Here is a 15,492-nt window from a genome sequence, read left to right as displayed (position 1 = left end):
GAACAAAGCAAGATAAAGACCACTCCAAATTTGCAATCTTTCAAAAAAGTCAGATACATTTTTCCGTTTTTTAAAGAATAACTTTATTCCTGAAACAATTTGAATTCCAACTGCGAAAAGTAATATAGTTTCGGCAATTATATTTCTATAAACAACTCTAAAGTCATTCATTAATTCAATATGGGCTTTCGCTCCAAAAATGCTATAAAAGTGATTAATAAGGTGAAGTCCTATGAAAATAGAAATCGTAATTCCAGAGAAATAATGTAGTTTTTTTATGTTCATATTTCGTTTTGTAGTTCTGTTTTTTCAAATGACGCACAACGGTTAGTATAAGAATAGTTGCGGGTTTACGTGCGAGGATTTTCCGAAGGAAAATCAGACGTAGTAAACTAGCAACGACCTTTGGTTAAGCCCAAAATTGAGCGATTATTTTTATACATTGTTACCACACGTTTTTTTATTCGCTTTTAATTTTTTTTCCTTCAGAACCTTCCCAAATATGAGTTAATTCATAATCTTTTAATTCCGTATTTGGATAAGTTCCGCCATAATTCCAAATCTCAAGATTGTCAATTATTCCATTTGAAAAGAATAAAGTGCAATTCGCTCCGATTTCCAATTCTGATGATTTTATTTCAACTCCGTCTATTATTAAATCGTCCTTTTCAAAACGATATTTTTCAATTCCGTTTGTGTGTTCAAATCCGATAAAAACTCCATTACCTGTATATTCATAATCAGATTCTGTAATAAAGTCAATTTGCGGTTTCGTTTTGATTCCGTAATTATCTCCATCCAAGAGTAATTCTAAAATATCAGTTATAAATTTCGATTTCAGCATTTTCTTCAAATGTGTGGTAACGGTTTGTGTATGATTAGTGGCGTGTTTAAGCACCTAATTTAGCAAATAAAAACCGAATAGAAAATCCGCGAGGATTTTCATAAGTAGGCGAGAACTAGCCATTAATTATACACGTTGTTCTACACCGTTTTTATTCCGATTTTTATTAATTCGTGTCGATATGTAATCGATGTTGGTCGCAATGTAAACACTTAAATAAATAACCTTGCATTCCGCCATCATTTACTAAATATTGCTCAAATTCCGACTGCGATAATCCATATTCCGATTTAATTCTTTCAATATCGTCTGATAAATTTTCTTTCAGATGTTTAATTTCTTTCCAGCCAACATATCTCTCAAAAGAACAATAATCATCGTGATGTGCAAGCCAAACTTCTTGTTGCCAACTTACATAATTTGGTGTTTTCGTAACCAATTCAGTCAGTTTATTTTGGTCAGAAACTTCTTCGCAAGAAGCATCGTCAACATACATTCCATCGTATTTTTCAGCTGCGCTTCCGTCCGCAATACACCAAGGACAAATAAATTCAACTTCTTCGACAGCGTAAATTCCGCCAGAGTAAGCATATTCTCTATTTTTCTCACAAACTGGACAATCAATATTTTTCTTTTCAATTATTCCCAATTCGAGTGCGTTCGGTTGGTATTTAAACTTTGGTAATTCAGACATATTTTTTGAATTCAGAGTGTTATTTTTTTTACAGCCAGAAACTATTCCGATTACTAATATTAATGCTATGACGAATGTTTGTTTCAAATGGTGTAGAACGGTATTGTATAAGAATAGTAGGGCGGAAAAAACGCACGAACCATTCGGTTAAACACAAGCCGAATTTTTAAATTTTTCTTATTATTTTTCTTTTCTCAATAAGCCAAATTTAAAAATTTGGCGACTTCGCAAAAGTGCACAAGCCATTGAATTAAGCAACTAATTGCCCTATTATTTTTATACGGTGTTAGCAAATCGTTTTTTATTCGTTTGTTAATTCCGTGTTTTAATTCCACTTTTATATTCAGTCAGACATTCTTCGGTCAATTCAACTTTCGGATTGTAAGTAGTATTTCCTTCTCTAATAAATTTGTTTATATATATTAAATCTAAGGTTTCTAAATCAACTAAGATTTTATAACCATAATTCACATCGTTGTCGTGAATGTTGATAATCAGATAATATGGCATAATCTTTTTTGAATGATACCAAGAAGCTAAGAAGCTTAATTTTGGATTCTGGTGTTCCTCAAAGTAATAATTCAGACATTTTGGGAAGACAATTTCTTTGTCATTTATTCGCAATTTTTTTTCATTCAAGTCAAATTTCGCGGGACTAAATTCTTTAGGCAAACCAATTAGGTTTCCATTTTTGTCAATTTCCAATATTCTATCTTGATGTATTACATTCGAATTGGACAGAAATAGAAATGAGATTAAAATCAAAAATGTTTTCATTCGTAACGATTGGTTTTTAAATGTTTGCTAACGTTGTTGTGTATGATTTCGTTGCGTGTTTAAGCACTAAAGTTAGCAAATAAATCACGGATAGAAAGTCCGCGAGGACTTTCGTAAGTAGGCTATAACTAGCAATGAATTATACACGGTGTTACCCAACGTTTTTTTGTTTTTTCAGCGTAATTATAATTCCGTTTTCTCGTATAAATTTTATATCGTCTCCTTCTAAATCTTTAACTGTTTTAATATTTTCTCCCTTGAACAAGTAGGCAGGCACGATTTCCGATTTTATTATTAAAGAGTCCGAAGTTAGTTTTAGGATTTCGTATGGAAATCCAACGTCATACTCGAAAGCAATTAGTTCATTTCCGTCAATCCAGAATTTTTGATAATCGTTACAATTCAGTTTTGTTTTTTCATTTTCATAAACTCTCAAAATTCCGTATTCGTCAAATTCAAATATCGAATTCAGTTCCATTTTCTCACAGAATGAAGGATGTTCAAATGGTAAGAAATTTGAATGAGTAACTTTCCATTTTCCAATCAGTTTTTCATACTGTTCGGTTTTCGGAAGTTTTTCTGGTTTTTTAAAGTAGTTGCAACTCAAAAAAGTCAGAATAAAAACTATAAATGATATGTAGAATGTCGTTTTTTTCAAATGTTGGGTAACGGCTCCGTATATGAAACGTAGCGTGTAAAAAAACGCTAACTTTTCGGATTAAACACGAGCCGAATTTTTAAATTTTCTTTTTATCTTAAATTTCTAAAAAAGCCAAATTTGAAAATTTGGCGGTCTTAACAAATGTACAAAAACCTCTCGAAAAGCCTGTAATAGCTATGTTTTATATACATTGTTAGCACAAGTACTTATTCCGAATGTTTAATCAGTCTATTCATCTACTTCATAAACCGATTTAATTAATTCCATAACTTCCGTTTCTATATCGTCATCATCTTCAAATTCTCTCTCAAAGAAATAAAAGAAGACTTTATTGTATTTAGGTAGCTCAAGATGTATGAACTGTCCTGATTTATGGAAATAATTAAATGTTTTAACTTTAGTTGTTCCAACAATTAGGGAATTAGCTCTTTTACTTTTGTCCTTTGTCGAAATCCTTTTCAAAGATAATCTGGCTTTGGATTTAATAGTTCGAATTGAAAAGTCTCGCATTTCCGCTATTGAGAAATCAGCTAAAAAGGGTATATATCCAGCTTCTTTGTGAGCTCTAAATTTCGTTGTAATGTCCATTAGCTGAAATTTATAATCAATAGTTTCAAGCCACCTTATTATATTCTCCCAATTTTCAGAACTATAATATTTGGTTTTTAGGTCAACTTCTGAAATTGTCTTTTGAATGTAAAGTTCAAGCGTATTTAGAATATCCGTATTGCAAGTCGAACACATAGGTAATGTCGTTCCGATGTATTTCTGTGGTAATTGATTAACATCAGTTGTAAAAGTCCGTTTTGGGTCACTTTCAAACACCCATTTTGGCAAAACGTGTTCTTTAGTTATGTTTGATTCAGAGCCACATAATAGACAAGAAATAGTTCTTTCTTTATCAAAAGCTCCGGTTAGATAATCATCAAATAATTTGTTCATTACGTACTTACCTTTCTTTCGAGCGATTAATCGTAATTGCAATAATGTTTCATCGAAAGACATAGATTAAATGATGTTCGGTAAGTTTTTTTCGTATTTGTGCTAACGGTCTTGTGTATGATTAGTGGCGTGTTTAAGCCCCTAATTTAGCAAATAATAACCGAATAGAAAATCCGCGAGGATTTTCGTAAGTAGGCGAGGACTAGCCATTAATTATACACGTTGTTGCCCACTGGCTTTTTTTGTCGGTTTAATTAAAATTAAATAAAAGTCAGTCAGATTTCGCATTGTCAAAAGCATGATATGTAAAATCAAAAACACTAAAATCGAAAAGCCAATATATTTTAGGTTTTTGGGTATACCTATATTTTCTACAAGTAATGGATAAATTAAACACACAATTATAAGTCCGACTTCAATTATTACTGAATACGTGAAATTTATTAATAGAAGTCTGAATAACGTTATTTTCTCTTTATTGATTTTTATTTTTGTTTCCTTGTTTTTTATTTCATCCAAATTTTGACCTTGTCCAGTTGTTAGAATTGTAATAATTGTAATTGAAAATCCGACTAAAATCCCCAAGAGGTTAATAGCATTATCTTTGAATACAATAGTTGCTGATGTTGAAGTTCCAAAAAATAAAAGGGCAAAAATTCCAACCCCTATTAAAAAAGGAAATAGCCATTCGAAAAAGAAAATTCTTTTTGAAACAGTTCGGAAATAGTCGGCAATTAATAACAGAAATTCTAAATACATTCTTAATTAAAGTTTTGTAATACTGATTCCATTTCATTAAAAAGGTCGCTTGTTCTAATTTCTCCAGTAACTTGATTTACAGTTGGATTTACATATTCTTGTCTTTCAATGAAATCAGTATTGATTTTTACAATATTATTTTCATTGTTTCTACCGACAACTCGTAGTCTTTGAATTGAATTTTGTCCGCTATTTAGTTTTGCATAAACATCTCGAGCAAAATCACTAATACTATCTCTGTTCTTTGCTTTTACAGAAACTACAACTTCGTGTTTTACAGTACTTGTTCTTTCTGAATAGTCCAAAACTTCGCTACCAAGTAATTGTTTATCAACATAAACGTCGGCACTAACGACTCTTGATAAACTTTCAATTTCTTCTAAAAAATTATCTTTGGCAATAGTCTCGAAATCAAATCTAATTTGAGTTTCAGCTTCAAGAAAAGATGCAAAGTAATTTAAGTAACTTTTAATTTGTTGAATTGTCATTCCAGCTAGATGTTTTTCTAAAATGATAATTATATCTCCATTAATTGCTTTTGTAATCAAATGAGTTTTTTGAGTTTCACCTTCTTCCATAGTTTTTGGACTTTCACGTTCAGCAATTGTGTCACGATGAACTAAAGGTGGTCTAAAACTATGTGAAGCACTTTTAAAAATTATTTTGTGTTTAGTGTTTTGGGCGTTAGAATTTATGTTGTCTAAAAATCCAAATTTTGGATTTTTAATTGTTCTATTTCTGTCAACTTTAGAAAGACTGTTGATATAATCTAATGTTTCATTTAAAGCATTTTCGACTGTAGTATCTCCTGAAGCTAAAGTCAGATAATAAAATCCTATTTTTCTTGTTTTTGTAGCCATTCTTTATTTTTTATTCTATGGTTTGTTGGTTTTTCAGCTTGTGGGCAACTTGTTTATATAGATGTAAAATACATCTTTATACAACCAATATGGAATAAAAGTAGTCAAAAAATATGTTTTTATTTTAAATTTCAAAATCATTAAATGGGTTTTTTATTTTATCTAAACTAGTAGTGCTTACATGTGTGTAAATCATTGTGGTTTTGGGACTATTATGGCCCAAGAGCTCTTGAATATATCTAATATCTGTTCCATTTTCTAATAAATGCGTGGCATGACTATGCCTTAAGGTATGTAAGGTTATTGGTTTTTTAATTTTAGTAACGCTTAATGCTCGCCTTAAAATTTGTCGGGCACTAACAGGAGAATATTTGCTGTTATTTATGCCTTCAAATAAGTATGAGCTAGGTTTATAAGTTTCTATATATCGGTGCAGTAACTCGCACATTTTTATTGGAATTGGTACATACCTATCCTTGTGGCCTTTACCAGATCTAATGTGGGTAAAACCTCTTTTTAAGTCTAAATCTTTTATTTTGATATTTAATGTTTCACCAATTCGTAGTCCGCAGGCATACAACAAACTCAATAAGGTTCTGTGTTTTAAGTTAGCGAGTGAGCTTAAAATGATCTTAACTTCAGCTATACTTAGTACCTCGGGTAGCTTCGATTGGTTTTTTGGACGCTCTAAATTGCTGGATAATAAAGGATCTAAACCATCATAGGTGTAAAATAATTTTAAAGCATTAATCGTCTGATTTTGATAGGTATACGAAAAACCATTTGCGATAATGTAGTTAAAGTTATAGTCTTCAAGATCAGTTTTATCTATTTCCTGTGCAGATTTTTCTGAATGATAACTAAAAAAGGTTAGCAACATACTTTCATACGTTTTTATAGTACTCTCACTATAACGTTTCTGAATCATCCATTTTTTAAACATTCCAATACGCTCTAATATTGCTTTATTAGGCTTGCCTTCTAATTTAATTTTTGTAGAAACTCGTGTTGGTGCTGATGTGTAATTTTTCTTTAATGCACTATAATCTACAAAGTAATTTTGAGCACGTAAATATTTGAAAAAGGTATTTGTAAGATGTTTAGAAAAAGGCAAACAAAACCGTTTTAACCTTGAATGCCAAGTAACTCCATCAAATTTTTTTATGTATTCCTTTGTTTTAAAATCATATGGAAAATCTATTAACAATAATTCTTTTTTGTCATAGTTGATTTTTGAAAAAGTAATAGTCCTGTTGTACATGGTGCTAAAAATAAAATATTTAGTAAAGTTAGCATCAATAAATAATTTAATCGTATCTTAATCGAATAATGTTCGCATAGACATTCACTTAATTTTATTTTTATAATGAGAATACAACAACATTGTAAGCATTGCAATAAAGAACTACAGGGTAGGACCGATAAAAAATATTGCGATCTCCATTGTAAAAGTGCCTATCAATATCAGCTAGCTAAGGAGCAACCAGAACGATTCTATAACATTGTAGATAATCAGCTAAAACTTAACCGAAAAATACTAAAAGAGTTTAATAAAGGAGGCAAGGTTACAGTGCGAGCTGAACGGATTACTGAAATGGGGTTTAATGCTAACTTTTTTACACATTTTTGGAAAAACCAAAAAGGAGAAGTTTACTTATTTGTATACGAATATGGTTTTATGAAACTAAAAGAAGGAGCCCATGAAAAATATGTTTTGGTCCTCTGGCAAGACTATATGAATAAGCCTAAAATTTAATTTATCAAGTATGTGTTCCCCTATATAAGAAGCACTATTACCACAGTTATTTTGACGTTATTTTTTAGTTTGATATTTAAAATGCTGAAATTTATAGAACTATAATTTATATTTTTATATTGAAATAAGAATTGTATTATACTGACAATTAGACGAATAAAAGACTACAAACGCTTACAAACGTTTGTAAACGAAAGTAACTATTTCCAAACCGCATTCAACTTTTTAGTGATTGTATGTTTGCAGTGTCGAAACAATAGTGTTCCGATAGTCTTAACTGTTAAACATTAAAAATTAAAATTATGAACGCACTTAAAAACAGAGTACAGTTAATAGGTAACTTAGGTAATGATCCGGAAATCGTAAATCTTGATGGCGGAAGTAAACTGGCTAAATTCTCAATTGCAACTAGCGATAGCTACAAAAATGCTCAAGGAGAGAAAGTAGAAGAAACACAATGGCACAATATTGTGGCTTGGGGTAAAACTGCCGAAATTGTAGAAAACTACCTTACTAAAGGTAAGCAGGTTGCGGTAGAAGGTAAATTGGTACACCGTTCTTATGAAACTAAAGAAGGGGAGAAGCGCTACATCACCGAAATTAAATGCAACGAGCTTTTAATGCTGGGTAAATAAATAAACAATACCACTAAAAATTAAAGCCTTGCAGTTTCCTGCAAGGCTTTTTTCTATTCTTGTTTTTTGGTAGAATTCCGATTCCTATTTTTATTTCGGTTTCTATTATTAGAATTTCTTGGTTTTTGATTGCCGTTTCTAGGTCTATTATTAGCTCTAGGTGGTCTATCATCTTCCTGTGCGTCAACTGGTCTGCTGCCGTCATCTAAAAACGGGTGATCTGTAATAGTAGGGATCGTTTGTTTTATAAGCTTTTGAATATCTTTTAAATAGGCTCGTTCTTCTGCATCACAAAAAGATAAAGCCACGCCACTGGCATCAGCACGGCCTGTTCGTCCAATACGGTGAACATAAGTTTCTGGCACATTAGGTAAATCGTAATTTACCACCAACGATAAATCATCAATATCAATACCACGAGCGGCAATATCCGTAGCTACTAATGCAGTAAGTTTTCCATCTTTAAAATCGTTTAAAGCGTTTTGTCTTGCCGTTTGCGATTTGTTACCGTGTATTGCTGCGGCATTAATATTAGCCTTGCCCAGTAACTTTACAATTTTATTAGCACCGTGTTTAGTTCTCGAAAAAACTAATACTGCTTTTGCCGATTTGGTTTCTATTAAATGCACTAACAATTTAGCTTTGTCGCCCTTAGGTACAAAATATACAGCTTGTTCTACTTTTTCAGCAGTAGCTTGTTCTGGTTTTATAGTTACTTGCTCAAAATCGCCCAACATTTTACGCGATAATTCTACAATGGTTTTTGGCATGGTAGCCGAAAAGAATAGTGATTGACGTTTTTCAGGCAACTTAGCAATAATCTTTTTTACATCATGGATAAAACCCATGTCGAGCATTTGGTCCGCTTCATCTAATACCACATGCTCTAAATCGCGAAGCGATATAAAACCTTGATTCATTAAATCTAATAATCTGCCTGGTGTAGCTACTAAAATTTCTACACCTTTGCGGAGTTCATCGGTTTGTTTTGCTTGTTTAACGCCACCAAAAATTACCGTATTTTTTATACCAGTAAATCGGGCATAAGCAGTAAAACTCTCCCCAATTTGTATGGCCAACTCTCGTGTTGGAGTAACTACCAAAGCCTTTATTTTACGTTTGCCTATACCACTATTGTTGGTGTATAAATGATGTAAAATAGGAATGCCAAATGCTGCAGTTTTTCCTGTACCTGTTTGTGCAACACCTAATAGGTCTTTGCCTTTTAATAATATGGGAATTGATTTTTCTTGTATTGGGGTGGGATTTTCGTAACCTTCTTGTACTAGCGCTTTTAATATAGGTTCCGCTATTCCTAATTCTTTAAATGTCATGTATTTATAATAAGCGGCAAAGGTAGGACTATACTTTGGATTTATAGGTGATTAGGGTTCAAAGTTCAATGCTTAAGTTCAAGTGTAAGTTCAAATTATTTTAGAACTAAGGAGTAGTGTATAAAATGATAGGTAGCAAAACCATGACTTTCAACAGCGGACATTGTAACTTTCCAAACGATGTGTTAATCAAAAGTTTTGGCAGAATCGGACACCAATCTATTAATTTCTTTTAGCTCTGCGTTAGTTAAATGACGCCATTTGCCAACTTCCACATCTAACTCAATATTCATAATTCGTACCCGTAGCAAGCGTTTTACACGATAGTCTAAATGTTCGCACATTCTTCTTATTTGGCGGTTAAGACCTTGGGTGAGTATAATACTAAAAGTGTATTTATCTACTTTTTTAACCTTGCAAGGGCGGGTAATGGTATCGAGTATTGGAACACCACTACTCATTTTATGTAAAAAATCTGAAGTTACCGGTTTGTTTACTGAAACAATGTATTCTTTTTCGTGATTATTACGAGCGCGCAGAATTTTATTGACAATATCTCCGTCATCGGTTAAAAATATTAAACCTTCACTAGGTTTATCTAAACGCCCAATGGGGAAAATACGTTTAGGGTAATTTATAAAATCGATGATATTATCTTTTTCAACCCCTGTATCTGTAGTACAGACAATCCCCACAGGTTTGTTAAAAGCTAAATAGGTGAAATTTTCTTTAGGCTTGCCTACCAATTCACCATCTACACGAATTTCATCGTCTGATGTGATTTTAGTGCCCATTTCTGGCACTTTTCCATTAACGGTAACTCTGCCCTGATCAATTAGTTTATCGGCAGCTCTTCGCGAACAATAACCAACTTCACTTAAATATTTATTAATACGGGTAGGCGTTTTTTCTGTCATGGAGCTCTTTAATCTAATGCAAAATTAAGTGATTTTAATGTAATAATTCATCAAGGTAAAATGCAGTGTTGTGAAAATGCGCTTTATTTAAATTATCAAGAAACAAAATCGATTTTAATCTATAAACCTTGAACGCCAAAAACTGTTAGCTACAGGCAGCTTCCGCGCAACGTTCACCATCCATAGCAGCAGAAACAATACCTCCGGCGTAACCACCACCTTCTCCACAAGGAAAAAGTCCTTCAATTTCTGGATGTTCTAAGTTTTCGTTTCTTGGAATATTTACTGGGGATGAAGTTCTAGATTCTACACCTATAATATTAGCTTCATTGGTGTAATAACCTTGCATTTTTTCTCCAAAAGCAGCAAAACCACCACGCAATCTGCTACCTATTAGTTTTGGTAAAAGCGAATGTAATGGTACCGATTTGATGCCGGGTTGGTATGAGGTAGGATTTAAATCGTTAGATAATTTTCCGTCAACAAAATCTACCATTCGTTGTGCGGGTGCAGTTTGGGTTCTTCCGCCAGCGGTAAAGGCCAAACGTTCTAAATCTTTCTGAAATTCTAATCCTTTTAAAACCCCATGTTGTTCATACTTGCGTAAATCTTCATCAGCATTTATCTCGACCACAATACCAGAATTGGCAAATAAGTTGTTTCGTTTTGAGGGCGACATGCCATTAACAACAATTTCTCCTGGTGCGGTAGCTGCAGGAACTATAAATCCACCTGGGCACATACAAAAAGAGTATACGCCTCTATTTTTTATTTGTTCTACCAAACTATACGATGCAGCTGGTAAAAGCTCATTACGTTCTCCTGAGCAATGATACTGTATGCTATCTATAATTTGTTGTGGATGCTCAACTCGCACTCCCATTGCAAAAGATTTGGCTTGTAGGGCTATTTCTTTTTTATGTAACAGATAGTAAATGTCTCGAGCAGAATGGCCTGTTGCGAGAATCACTCGGTTGACTGTCAATTCTTTACCATTAGCTAATTGAAGTGCTTTGATCTTATTATTTGCAATCACAAAATCCACCACACGAGTGTCAAAATGTATTTCTCCACCACGGTCTAGAATAGTTTCACGAATGTTTTGTACAATCTTCGGTAATTTATTCGTGCCAATATGAGGATGCGCATCAATCAATATTTGTTCCGTAGCGCCATGGTGTACTAAGCTTTCAAAAATGCGACGTACATCGCCACGTTTTATGCTTCGTGTGTACAATTTGCCATCAGAATATGTGCCAGCACCTCCTTCACCAAAGCAGTAGTTAGAGTCTTCGCCTACAATATGATCTTGGTTAATAGCTTTTAAATCACGGCGTCGGTCTTTTACATTTTTACCACGTTCCAGTACAATAGGTTTAAAGCCTAATTCTAAGCAACGTAGGGCAGCCCACATTCCAGCAGGACCAAAACCTATAATGTGTATTTCTTTGGCTTTAGAAACATCTTTGTAATCAAAAGTATAATCGGGTTGGTCAGAAGGCTTTTCGTTAATATAAACCTCGAGTTTATAATTAAAATAGATACGTGGTTTTCGCGCATCAATAGATTTGCGTAACACTTTTACAATCACGTTTTTTTCCTCAGCGCCAACATGCTGCGCAGCTTTCTTTACCAGTATACCTTCAATAGCTTCTTCTTTTAATGAAATACGAAGCTGAAATGTTCTAACCATGGGCCAAAATTACTAGATTTTATAGAATAAATTCATTTTTAATACAGTTCAGTCGGTATTTTTTACAGTTGAGAAGTCGTAAATTTTAAAAAAAGGAAAGTTGACGCAAATTTGTTTCCATAATCATTTAAAATCATAGCATATGAAACCTAGGAATAAAACACCTACTTAGTAACTTTTTGCTAACTTTAATGCAAATAACACGATCTTTTTAAAAATCATCAAGTAGCTAAAATATACTTTACTTGAACATTGATAACTCAATACAAATGAAATATTTAACAAAAACTATAGGAACAGGTATCATCGTAGGCATTGTCATTGCTATCGTAGATATTGGAATGCAACTGCTAGGCGGTGGCAATCTAAGTCTTGATGCTGGTTTCGTAAAGAATTTAGGGTATTACTTTCTGTACGCTATAGTTTTGACTTTTGTAAATGTTTCGTTTTTTGATTATTTGAATGATAAAGTAGTTTGGAAAAAATATGGAAAATTTAGACTGTTAATAGGTATTGTTGGCAGTATTGTGCTAAGTATGTTGGCGGTTTTTATAATCCGCATTATCACAGAAATGGTGATGTCTGGTAACACTTGGAATACTTTTATTTCAAATGAAAACCCTACGTTCTATGCCATTTCGATGTTGATTACCATAGTAGCGTCGGTATTTTTCCATGCGGTATATTTTTATAGAGCTAGTCAAAACAAAAAGGTAAAAGAGCAAAAAATAATTGCCGGAACAGCATCTGCTAAATTTGATGCTCTGAAAAATCAGTTAGATCCTCATTTTTTGTTTAACAGCTTAAATGTACTTACAAGCTTAATTGAAGAAGATCCTAGCCAAGCTCAGAAATTCACCACATCATTATCTAAAGTATACAGATATGTATTGGAGCAAAAAAACAAAGATTTAGTCTCCGTGGATGAAGAATTGCAGTTTGCTAGAACTTATGTACGCCTATTAAAAATGCGATTTGAAGATAGTATTGTTTTTGATATTATTGAAGCATGTAGCAATCCAGAAGCGAAAATAGTGCCATTGTCATTACAGTTATTATTAGAAAATGCGGTAAAGCACAATGTGGTGACTTCTGAACGGCCTTTGCATATTCGGGTTTTTGAAAATGGTGGTCAATTGGTAGTTAGCAATAACTTGCAAGAAAAGCAAGTAGTAAAAAAGAGTAGTGGTGTTGGATTAATGAATATTAAACAACGCTACGAAATATTATCGGAGAAAAAAGTAAATATTATTAAAACAGTATCGGATTTTAGTGTAGAACTACCGATGCTCACAAAACAAGTATCAATTATGGAAACACAATCAAATTATATAGAAGATAAACGCTATCAAAAAGCAAAAGAAAGAGTAGAAAAGATTAAAGGGTTTTATGGCAATTTATTAGCCTATTGCATTGTAATCCCTATTCTAGCATTTATAAATTACAACACTACAAGTTTTCCATGGGTGTTATTTCCTGCCCTAGGTTGGGGATTTGGTTTAGCGGCACATGGAATGGAAGCGTATGGCTATAATCCTTTGTTTGGCAAGAACTGGGAGGAGCGAAAAATGCGCGAACTTATTGATGATGACACCTTTTAATCAAATTTTACAATTCAGGAAGTTAAAACTACAGTTCGGAAACTAGCTTTTAGAAAAGAGCTGTAATTAGCGGAAATTTGAAATGTACAATTAAAAATAACCACCATGTATAAATTAGATAACGACAGTAAATATTTTAAAGCTAAAGAACGCGTAGAGCGTCTTAAGAAGTTTTATTCCACATTGTTAAAGAATATTTTTGTAATTGTCTTAACGGGCGCTATTAACTATTACACCAATGAATGGAGATACCCTTGGTTTTTATGGGTCGTGTTTGGAGTATCAATCGGCACTATTATCCAAGCGATAAAGCTTTTTGGCTATACCTCTTTATTTGGGCGAGACTGGGAAGAGCGCAAAATACAAGAATTAATGAAAGATGAAGATCGAAAAGGACGTTGGGAATAGAAGTTAAAAAAAATAATAAAATGGACACAAATAATATAAGCAAACAAGAAAGAGCCGCTGAGAAAATAAAACAAATAAAAGGGTTTTATATTCATTTAACCATTTATGTGATTATGAATATTGCCATCATTGCTGTAAATACAGTGGCGCAAATAAATAATGGTTGGTCAGTTTTTGATGCACTATTCTTTTTTGGTCATTTAATAACACCTGCAGCCTGGGGTTTAGGCCTCTTTTTTCATGGAATGAAGGTGTTCGGATTTAGAACATTTTTTAGTAAAGAATGGGAAGAACGTCAGATAAAAAAGTATCTAGACGAGGAGAAGAAAGAATATGAGAAATACAAATAACGATCTATTATGAAAAAGGTAAGTTTAACAAAATTAGAACGTGCTAAAAAAAGAGTAGCTGCAATAAAAGGTTTTTACAATCACCTAGTAGCTTATTTGATCATTAATTTAGCGATAATTATTTTTAAAGAAACCGTTGTCGTATCTGTTTTAAGTAAAGAAGCATTAGGTAGTCCGGAATTTTTAAATTGGATAGATTGGAACGTTTACGGCACCCCAATACTTTGGGGAATAGGATTGGCAATACATGGACTTGTGGTTTTTAGTTCGCGACCAAAATTTATTAAAAATTGGGAGCAGCAAAAAATTCAGGAGTTTATGAACCAAGAATAAAATTAAAGATGCTCCTTAATGATTATTAAGGTTCGAAAAAGATTTTGAAGAAAAGAAGTCTAGAAATCGATGTCGTTAAATTTTAATTATTTTTAAAACCCAAAACCCAAAACCCAAAACCCAAAACCCAAAACCCAAAACCCAAAACCCAAAACCCAAAACCCAAAACATGAGGACAATTATCATTGAAGATGAAAAACCATCCGCTAGAAGATTAAACAGAATGCTTGATGAATTAGGGGTTGAAGTTTCTGTTATGTTGCATTCCGTTGAAGAGGCAATTGCATGGTTTAAAAATAACGAACATCCAGATTTAATTTTTCTAGACATTCAACTTTCAGACGGATTATCATTCGAAATATTTGATGCTGTTGAAGTGAAAAGTGCTATCATTTTTACCACGGCTTTTGACGAATATGCACTGCAAGCTTTTAAGTTAAATAGTATAGATTATTTGTTAAAACCAATTGATGATGAAGAGCTAGAAATTGCCGTAAAAAAATACCAATCTTTAGCGCCAAAAAAAGAGAAGTTAGCACTCGATTTTGACGACATAAAAAAGCTCTTGGTAAACCCTATTGAACGTGAGTTTAAAAAACGATTTACGACTAGAGTAGGGCAACACATAAAAATTATTAATGCTGATGAGGTAGAGTGTTTTTATAGTGAAAATAAAGGCACCTATGCTGCGACTACCGATGGAAGAAATTACCTATTAGAAACTACTTTAGAAAACCTAGAAGACGATTTAGATCCGAAACTATTTTTTAGGGTTAGTCGTAAATTTTATGTGAATGTCGCCTATATAAAAGATATCATTTCATACACTAATTCAAGGCTACAAATTAAATTAGAGCGCTTTAATGACCAAGAAATCATCGTAAGTAGAGAGCGCGTAAAGGACTTTAAGTTATGGTTAGAGTAAGTG

Annotated in this window: 19 protein-coding genes; 7 read left to right on the top strand and 12 right to left on the bottom strand. The window is 32.8% G+C overall.

What is annotated here, in order from left to right; genetic code table 11:
* From B8963_RS15490 to B8963_RS15450, 9 genes are all read right to left on the bottom strand, one after another.
* On the bottom strand, positions 1 to 285 hold a 285-nt coding region (locus B8963_RS15490; RefSeq protein WP_200810853.1), incomplete at its 3' end, for a hypothetical protein.
* 175 nt (positions 286 to 460) lie between these two features.
* Positions 461 to 844: a hypothetical protein gene (locus B8963_RS15485; protein WP_143312559.1), complete on the bottom strand. Its 384-nt coding sequence runs from the start codon at positions 842 to 844 to the stop codon at positions 461 to 463.
* Positions 845 to 1,010: 166 nt separating this feature from the next.
* Positions 1,011 to 1,538, bottom strand: a complete 528-nt coding sequence (locus B8963_RS15480) for a CbrC family protein (protein ID WP_084063124.1) — start codon at positions 1,536 to 1,538, stop codon at positions 1,011 to 1,013.
* Positions 1,539 to 1,850: 312 nt separating this feature from the next.
* On the bottom strand, positions 1,851 to 2,315 hold the full coding sequence (locus B8963_RS15980; RefSeq protein ID WP_084063110.1) for a hypothetical protein: 465 nt from the start codon (positions 2,313 to 2,315) through the stop codon (positions 1,851 to 1,853).
* Between the two features lie 151 nt (positions 2,316 to 2,466).
* The gene (locus B8963_RS15470; protein ID WP_143312557.1) at positions 2,467 to 2,973 is read right to left on the bottom strand and encodes a hypothetical protein; all 507 of its coding nucleotides are present in this window, start codon (positions 2,971 to 2,973) and stop codon (positions 2,467 to 2,469) included.
* 231 nt (positions 2,974 to 3,204) lie between these two features.
* On the bottom strand, positions 3,205 to 3,981 hold the full coding sequence (locus tag B8963_RS15465; protein WP_084063108.1) for a hypothetical protein: 777 nt from the start codon (positions 3,979 to 3,981) through the stop codon (positions 3,205 to 3,207).
* A gap of 150 nt (positions 3,982 to 4,131) precedes the next feature.
* Positions 4,132 to 4,677: a hypothetical protein gene (locus tag B8963_RS15460; protein ID WP_084063107.1), complete on the bottom strand. Its 546-nt coding sequence runs from the start codon at positions 4,675 to 4,677 to the stop codon at positions 4,132 to 4,134.
* Positions 4,678 to 4,679: 2 nt separating this feature from the next.
* On the bottom strand, positions 4,680 to 5,537 hold the full coding sequence (locus B8963_RS15455; protein ID WP_084063106.1) for a hypothetical protein: 858 nt from the start codon (positions 5,535 to 5,537) through the stop codon (positions 4,680 to 4,682).
* Positions 5,538 to 5,661: 124 nt separating this feature from the next.
* Positions 5,662 to 6,798 carry a tyrosine-type recombinase/integrase gene (locus B8963_RS15450; protein ID WP_084063105.1) on the bottom strand — a complete coding sequence of 379 codons (1,137 nt, stop codon included), beginning with the start codon at positions 6,796 to 6,798 and terminating at the stop codon, positions 5,662 to 5,664.
* Positions 6,799 to 6,903: 105 nt separating this feature from the next.
* Here B8963_RS15450 and B8963_RS15445 point away from each other — a divergent pair, with 105 nt between their 5' ends.
* Both B8963_RS15445 and B8963_RS15440 read left to right on the top strand, forming a co-directional pair.
* The gene (locus tag B8963_RS15445; protein WP_084063104.1) at positions 6,904 to 7,293 is read left to right on the top strand and encodes a hypothetical protein; all 390 of its coding nucleotides are present in this window, start codon (positions 6,904 to 6,906) and stop codon (positions 7,291 to 7,293) included.
* Positions 7,294 to 7,595: 302 nt separating this feature from the next.
* Positions 7,596 to 7,928, top strand: coding sequence for a single-stranded DNA-binding protein (locus tag B8963_RS15440; RefSeq protein WP_084063103.1), 333 nt, complete (start codon positions 7,596 to 7,598; stop codon positions 7,926 to 7,928).
* A gap of 53 nt (positions 7,929 to 7,981) precedes the next feature.
* Here the strand turns inward: B8963_RS15440 and B8963_RS15435 are convergent, their stop codons facing one another.
* The 3 genes from B8963_RS15435 to B8963_RS15425 all read right to left on the bottom strand — a co-directional run bounded on the left by B8963_RS15435 (position 7,982) and on the right by B8963_RS15425 (position 11,872).
* Positions 7,982 to 9,262, bottom strand: coding sequence for a DEAD/DEAH box helicase (locus tag B8963_RS15435; RefSeq protein ID WP_084063102.1), 1,281 nt, complete (start codon positions 9,260 to 9,262; stop codon positions 7,982 to 7,984).
* Between the two features lie 185 nt (positions 9,263 to 9,447).
* Positions 9,448 to 10,179 (bottom strand): 23S rRNA pseudouridine(2604) synthase RluF, encoded by a 732-nt coding sequence (gene rluF, locus B8963_RS15430; RefSeq protein WP_084063101.1) that lies wholly within the window; start codon positions 10,177 to 10,179, stop codon positions 9,448 to 9,450.
* A 145-nt stretch (positions 10,180 to 10,324) separates the two neighbouring features.
* Positions 10,325 to 11,872, bottom strand: a complete 1,548-nt coding sequence (locus B8963_RS15425) for an NAD(P)/FAD-dependent oxidoreductase (protein ID WP_084063100.1) — start codon at positions 11,870 to 11,872, stop codon at positions 10,325 to 10,327.
* Between the two features lie 269 nt (positions 11,873 to 12,141).
* On the opposite strand from B8963_RS15425, the gene B8963_RS15420 reads away from it, so the two are divergent.
* From B8963_RS15420 to B8963_RS15400, 5 genes are all read left to right on the top strand, one after another.
* Positions 12,142 to 13,473, top strand: coding sequence for a 2TM domain-containing protein (locus B8963_RS15420; RefSeq protein WP_084063099.1), 1,332 nt, complete (start codon positions 12,142 to 12,144; stop codon positions 13,471 to 13,473).
* Positions 13,474 to 13,578: 105 nt separating this feature from the next.
* Positions 13,579 to 13,881 carry a 2TM domain-containing protein gene (locus tag B8963_RS15415; RefSeq protein ID WP_084063098.1) on the top strand — a complete coding sequence of 101 codons (303 nt, stop codon included), beginning with the start codon at positions 13,579 to 13,581 and terminating at the stop codon, positions 13,879 to 13,881.
* 20 nt (positions 13,882 to 13,901) lie between these two features.
* A complete protein-coding gene (locus tag B8963_RS15410; RefSeq protein ID WP_084063123.1) occupies positions 13,902 to 14,231 on the top strand; it encodes a 2TM domain-containing protein in 330 nt (109 codons plus the stop codon).
* 9 nt (positions 14,232 to 14,240) lie between these two features.
* Positions 14,241 to 14,564, top strand: a complete 324-nt coding sequence (locus B8963_RS15405; RefSeq protein ID WP_084063097.1) for a 2TM domain-containing protein — start codon at positions 14,241 to 14,243, stop codon at positions 14,562 to 14,564.
* A 169-nt stretch (positions 14,565 to 14,733) separates the two neighbouring features.
* Positions 14,734 to 15,489, top strand: a complete 756-nt coding sequence (locus B8963_RS15400; protein WP_084063096.1) for a LytR/AlgR family response regulator transcription factor — start codon at positions 14,734 to 14,736, stop codon at positions 15,487 to 15,489.
* Positions 15,490 to 15,492: the final 3 nt, after the last annotated feature.

It is taken from the genome of Cellulophaga tyrosinoxydans (assembly GCF_900176415.1).
GTDB lineage: Bacteria > Bacteroidota > Bacteroidia > Flavobacteriales > Flavobacteriaceae > Cellulophaga > Cellulophaga tyrosinoxydans.
The sequence above is the reverse complement of the archived record's forward strand: the minus strand, read 5'-3'. Positions and strand labels throughout refer to the sequence as shown.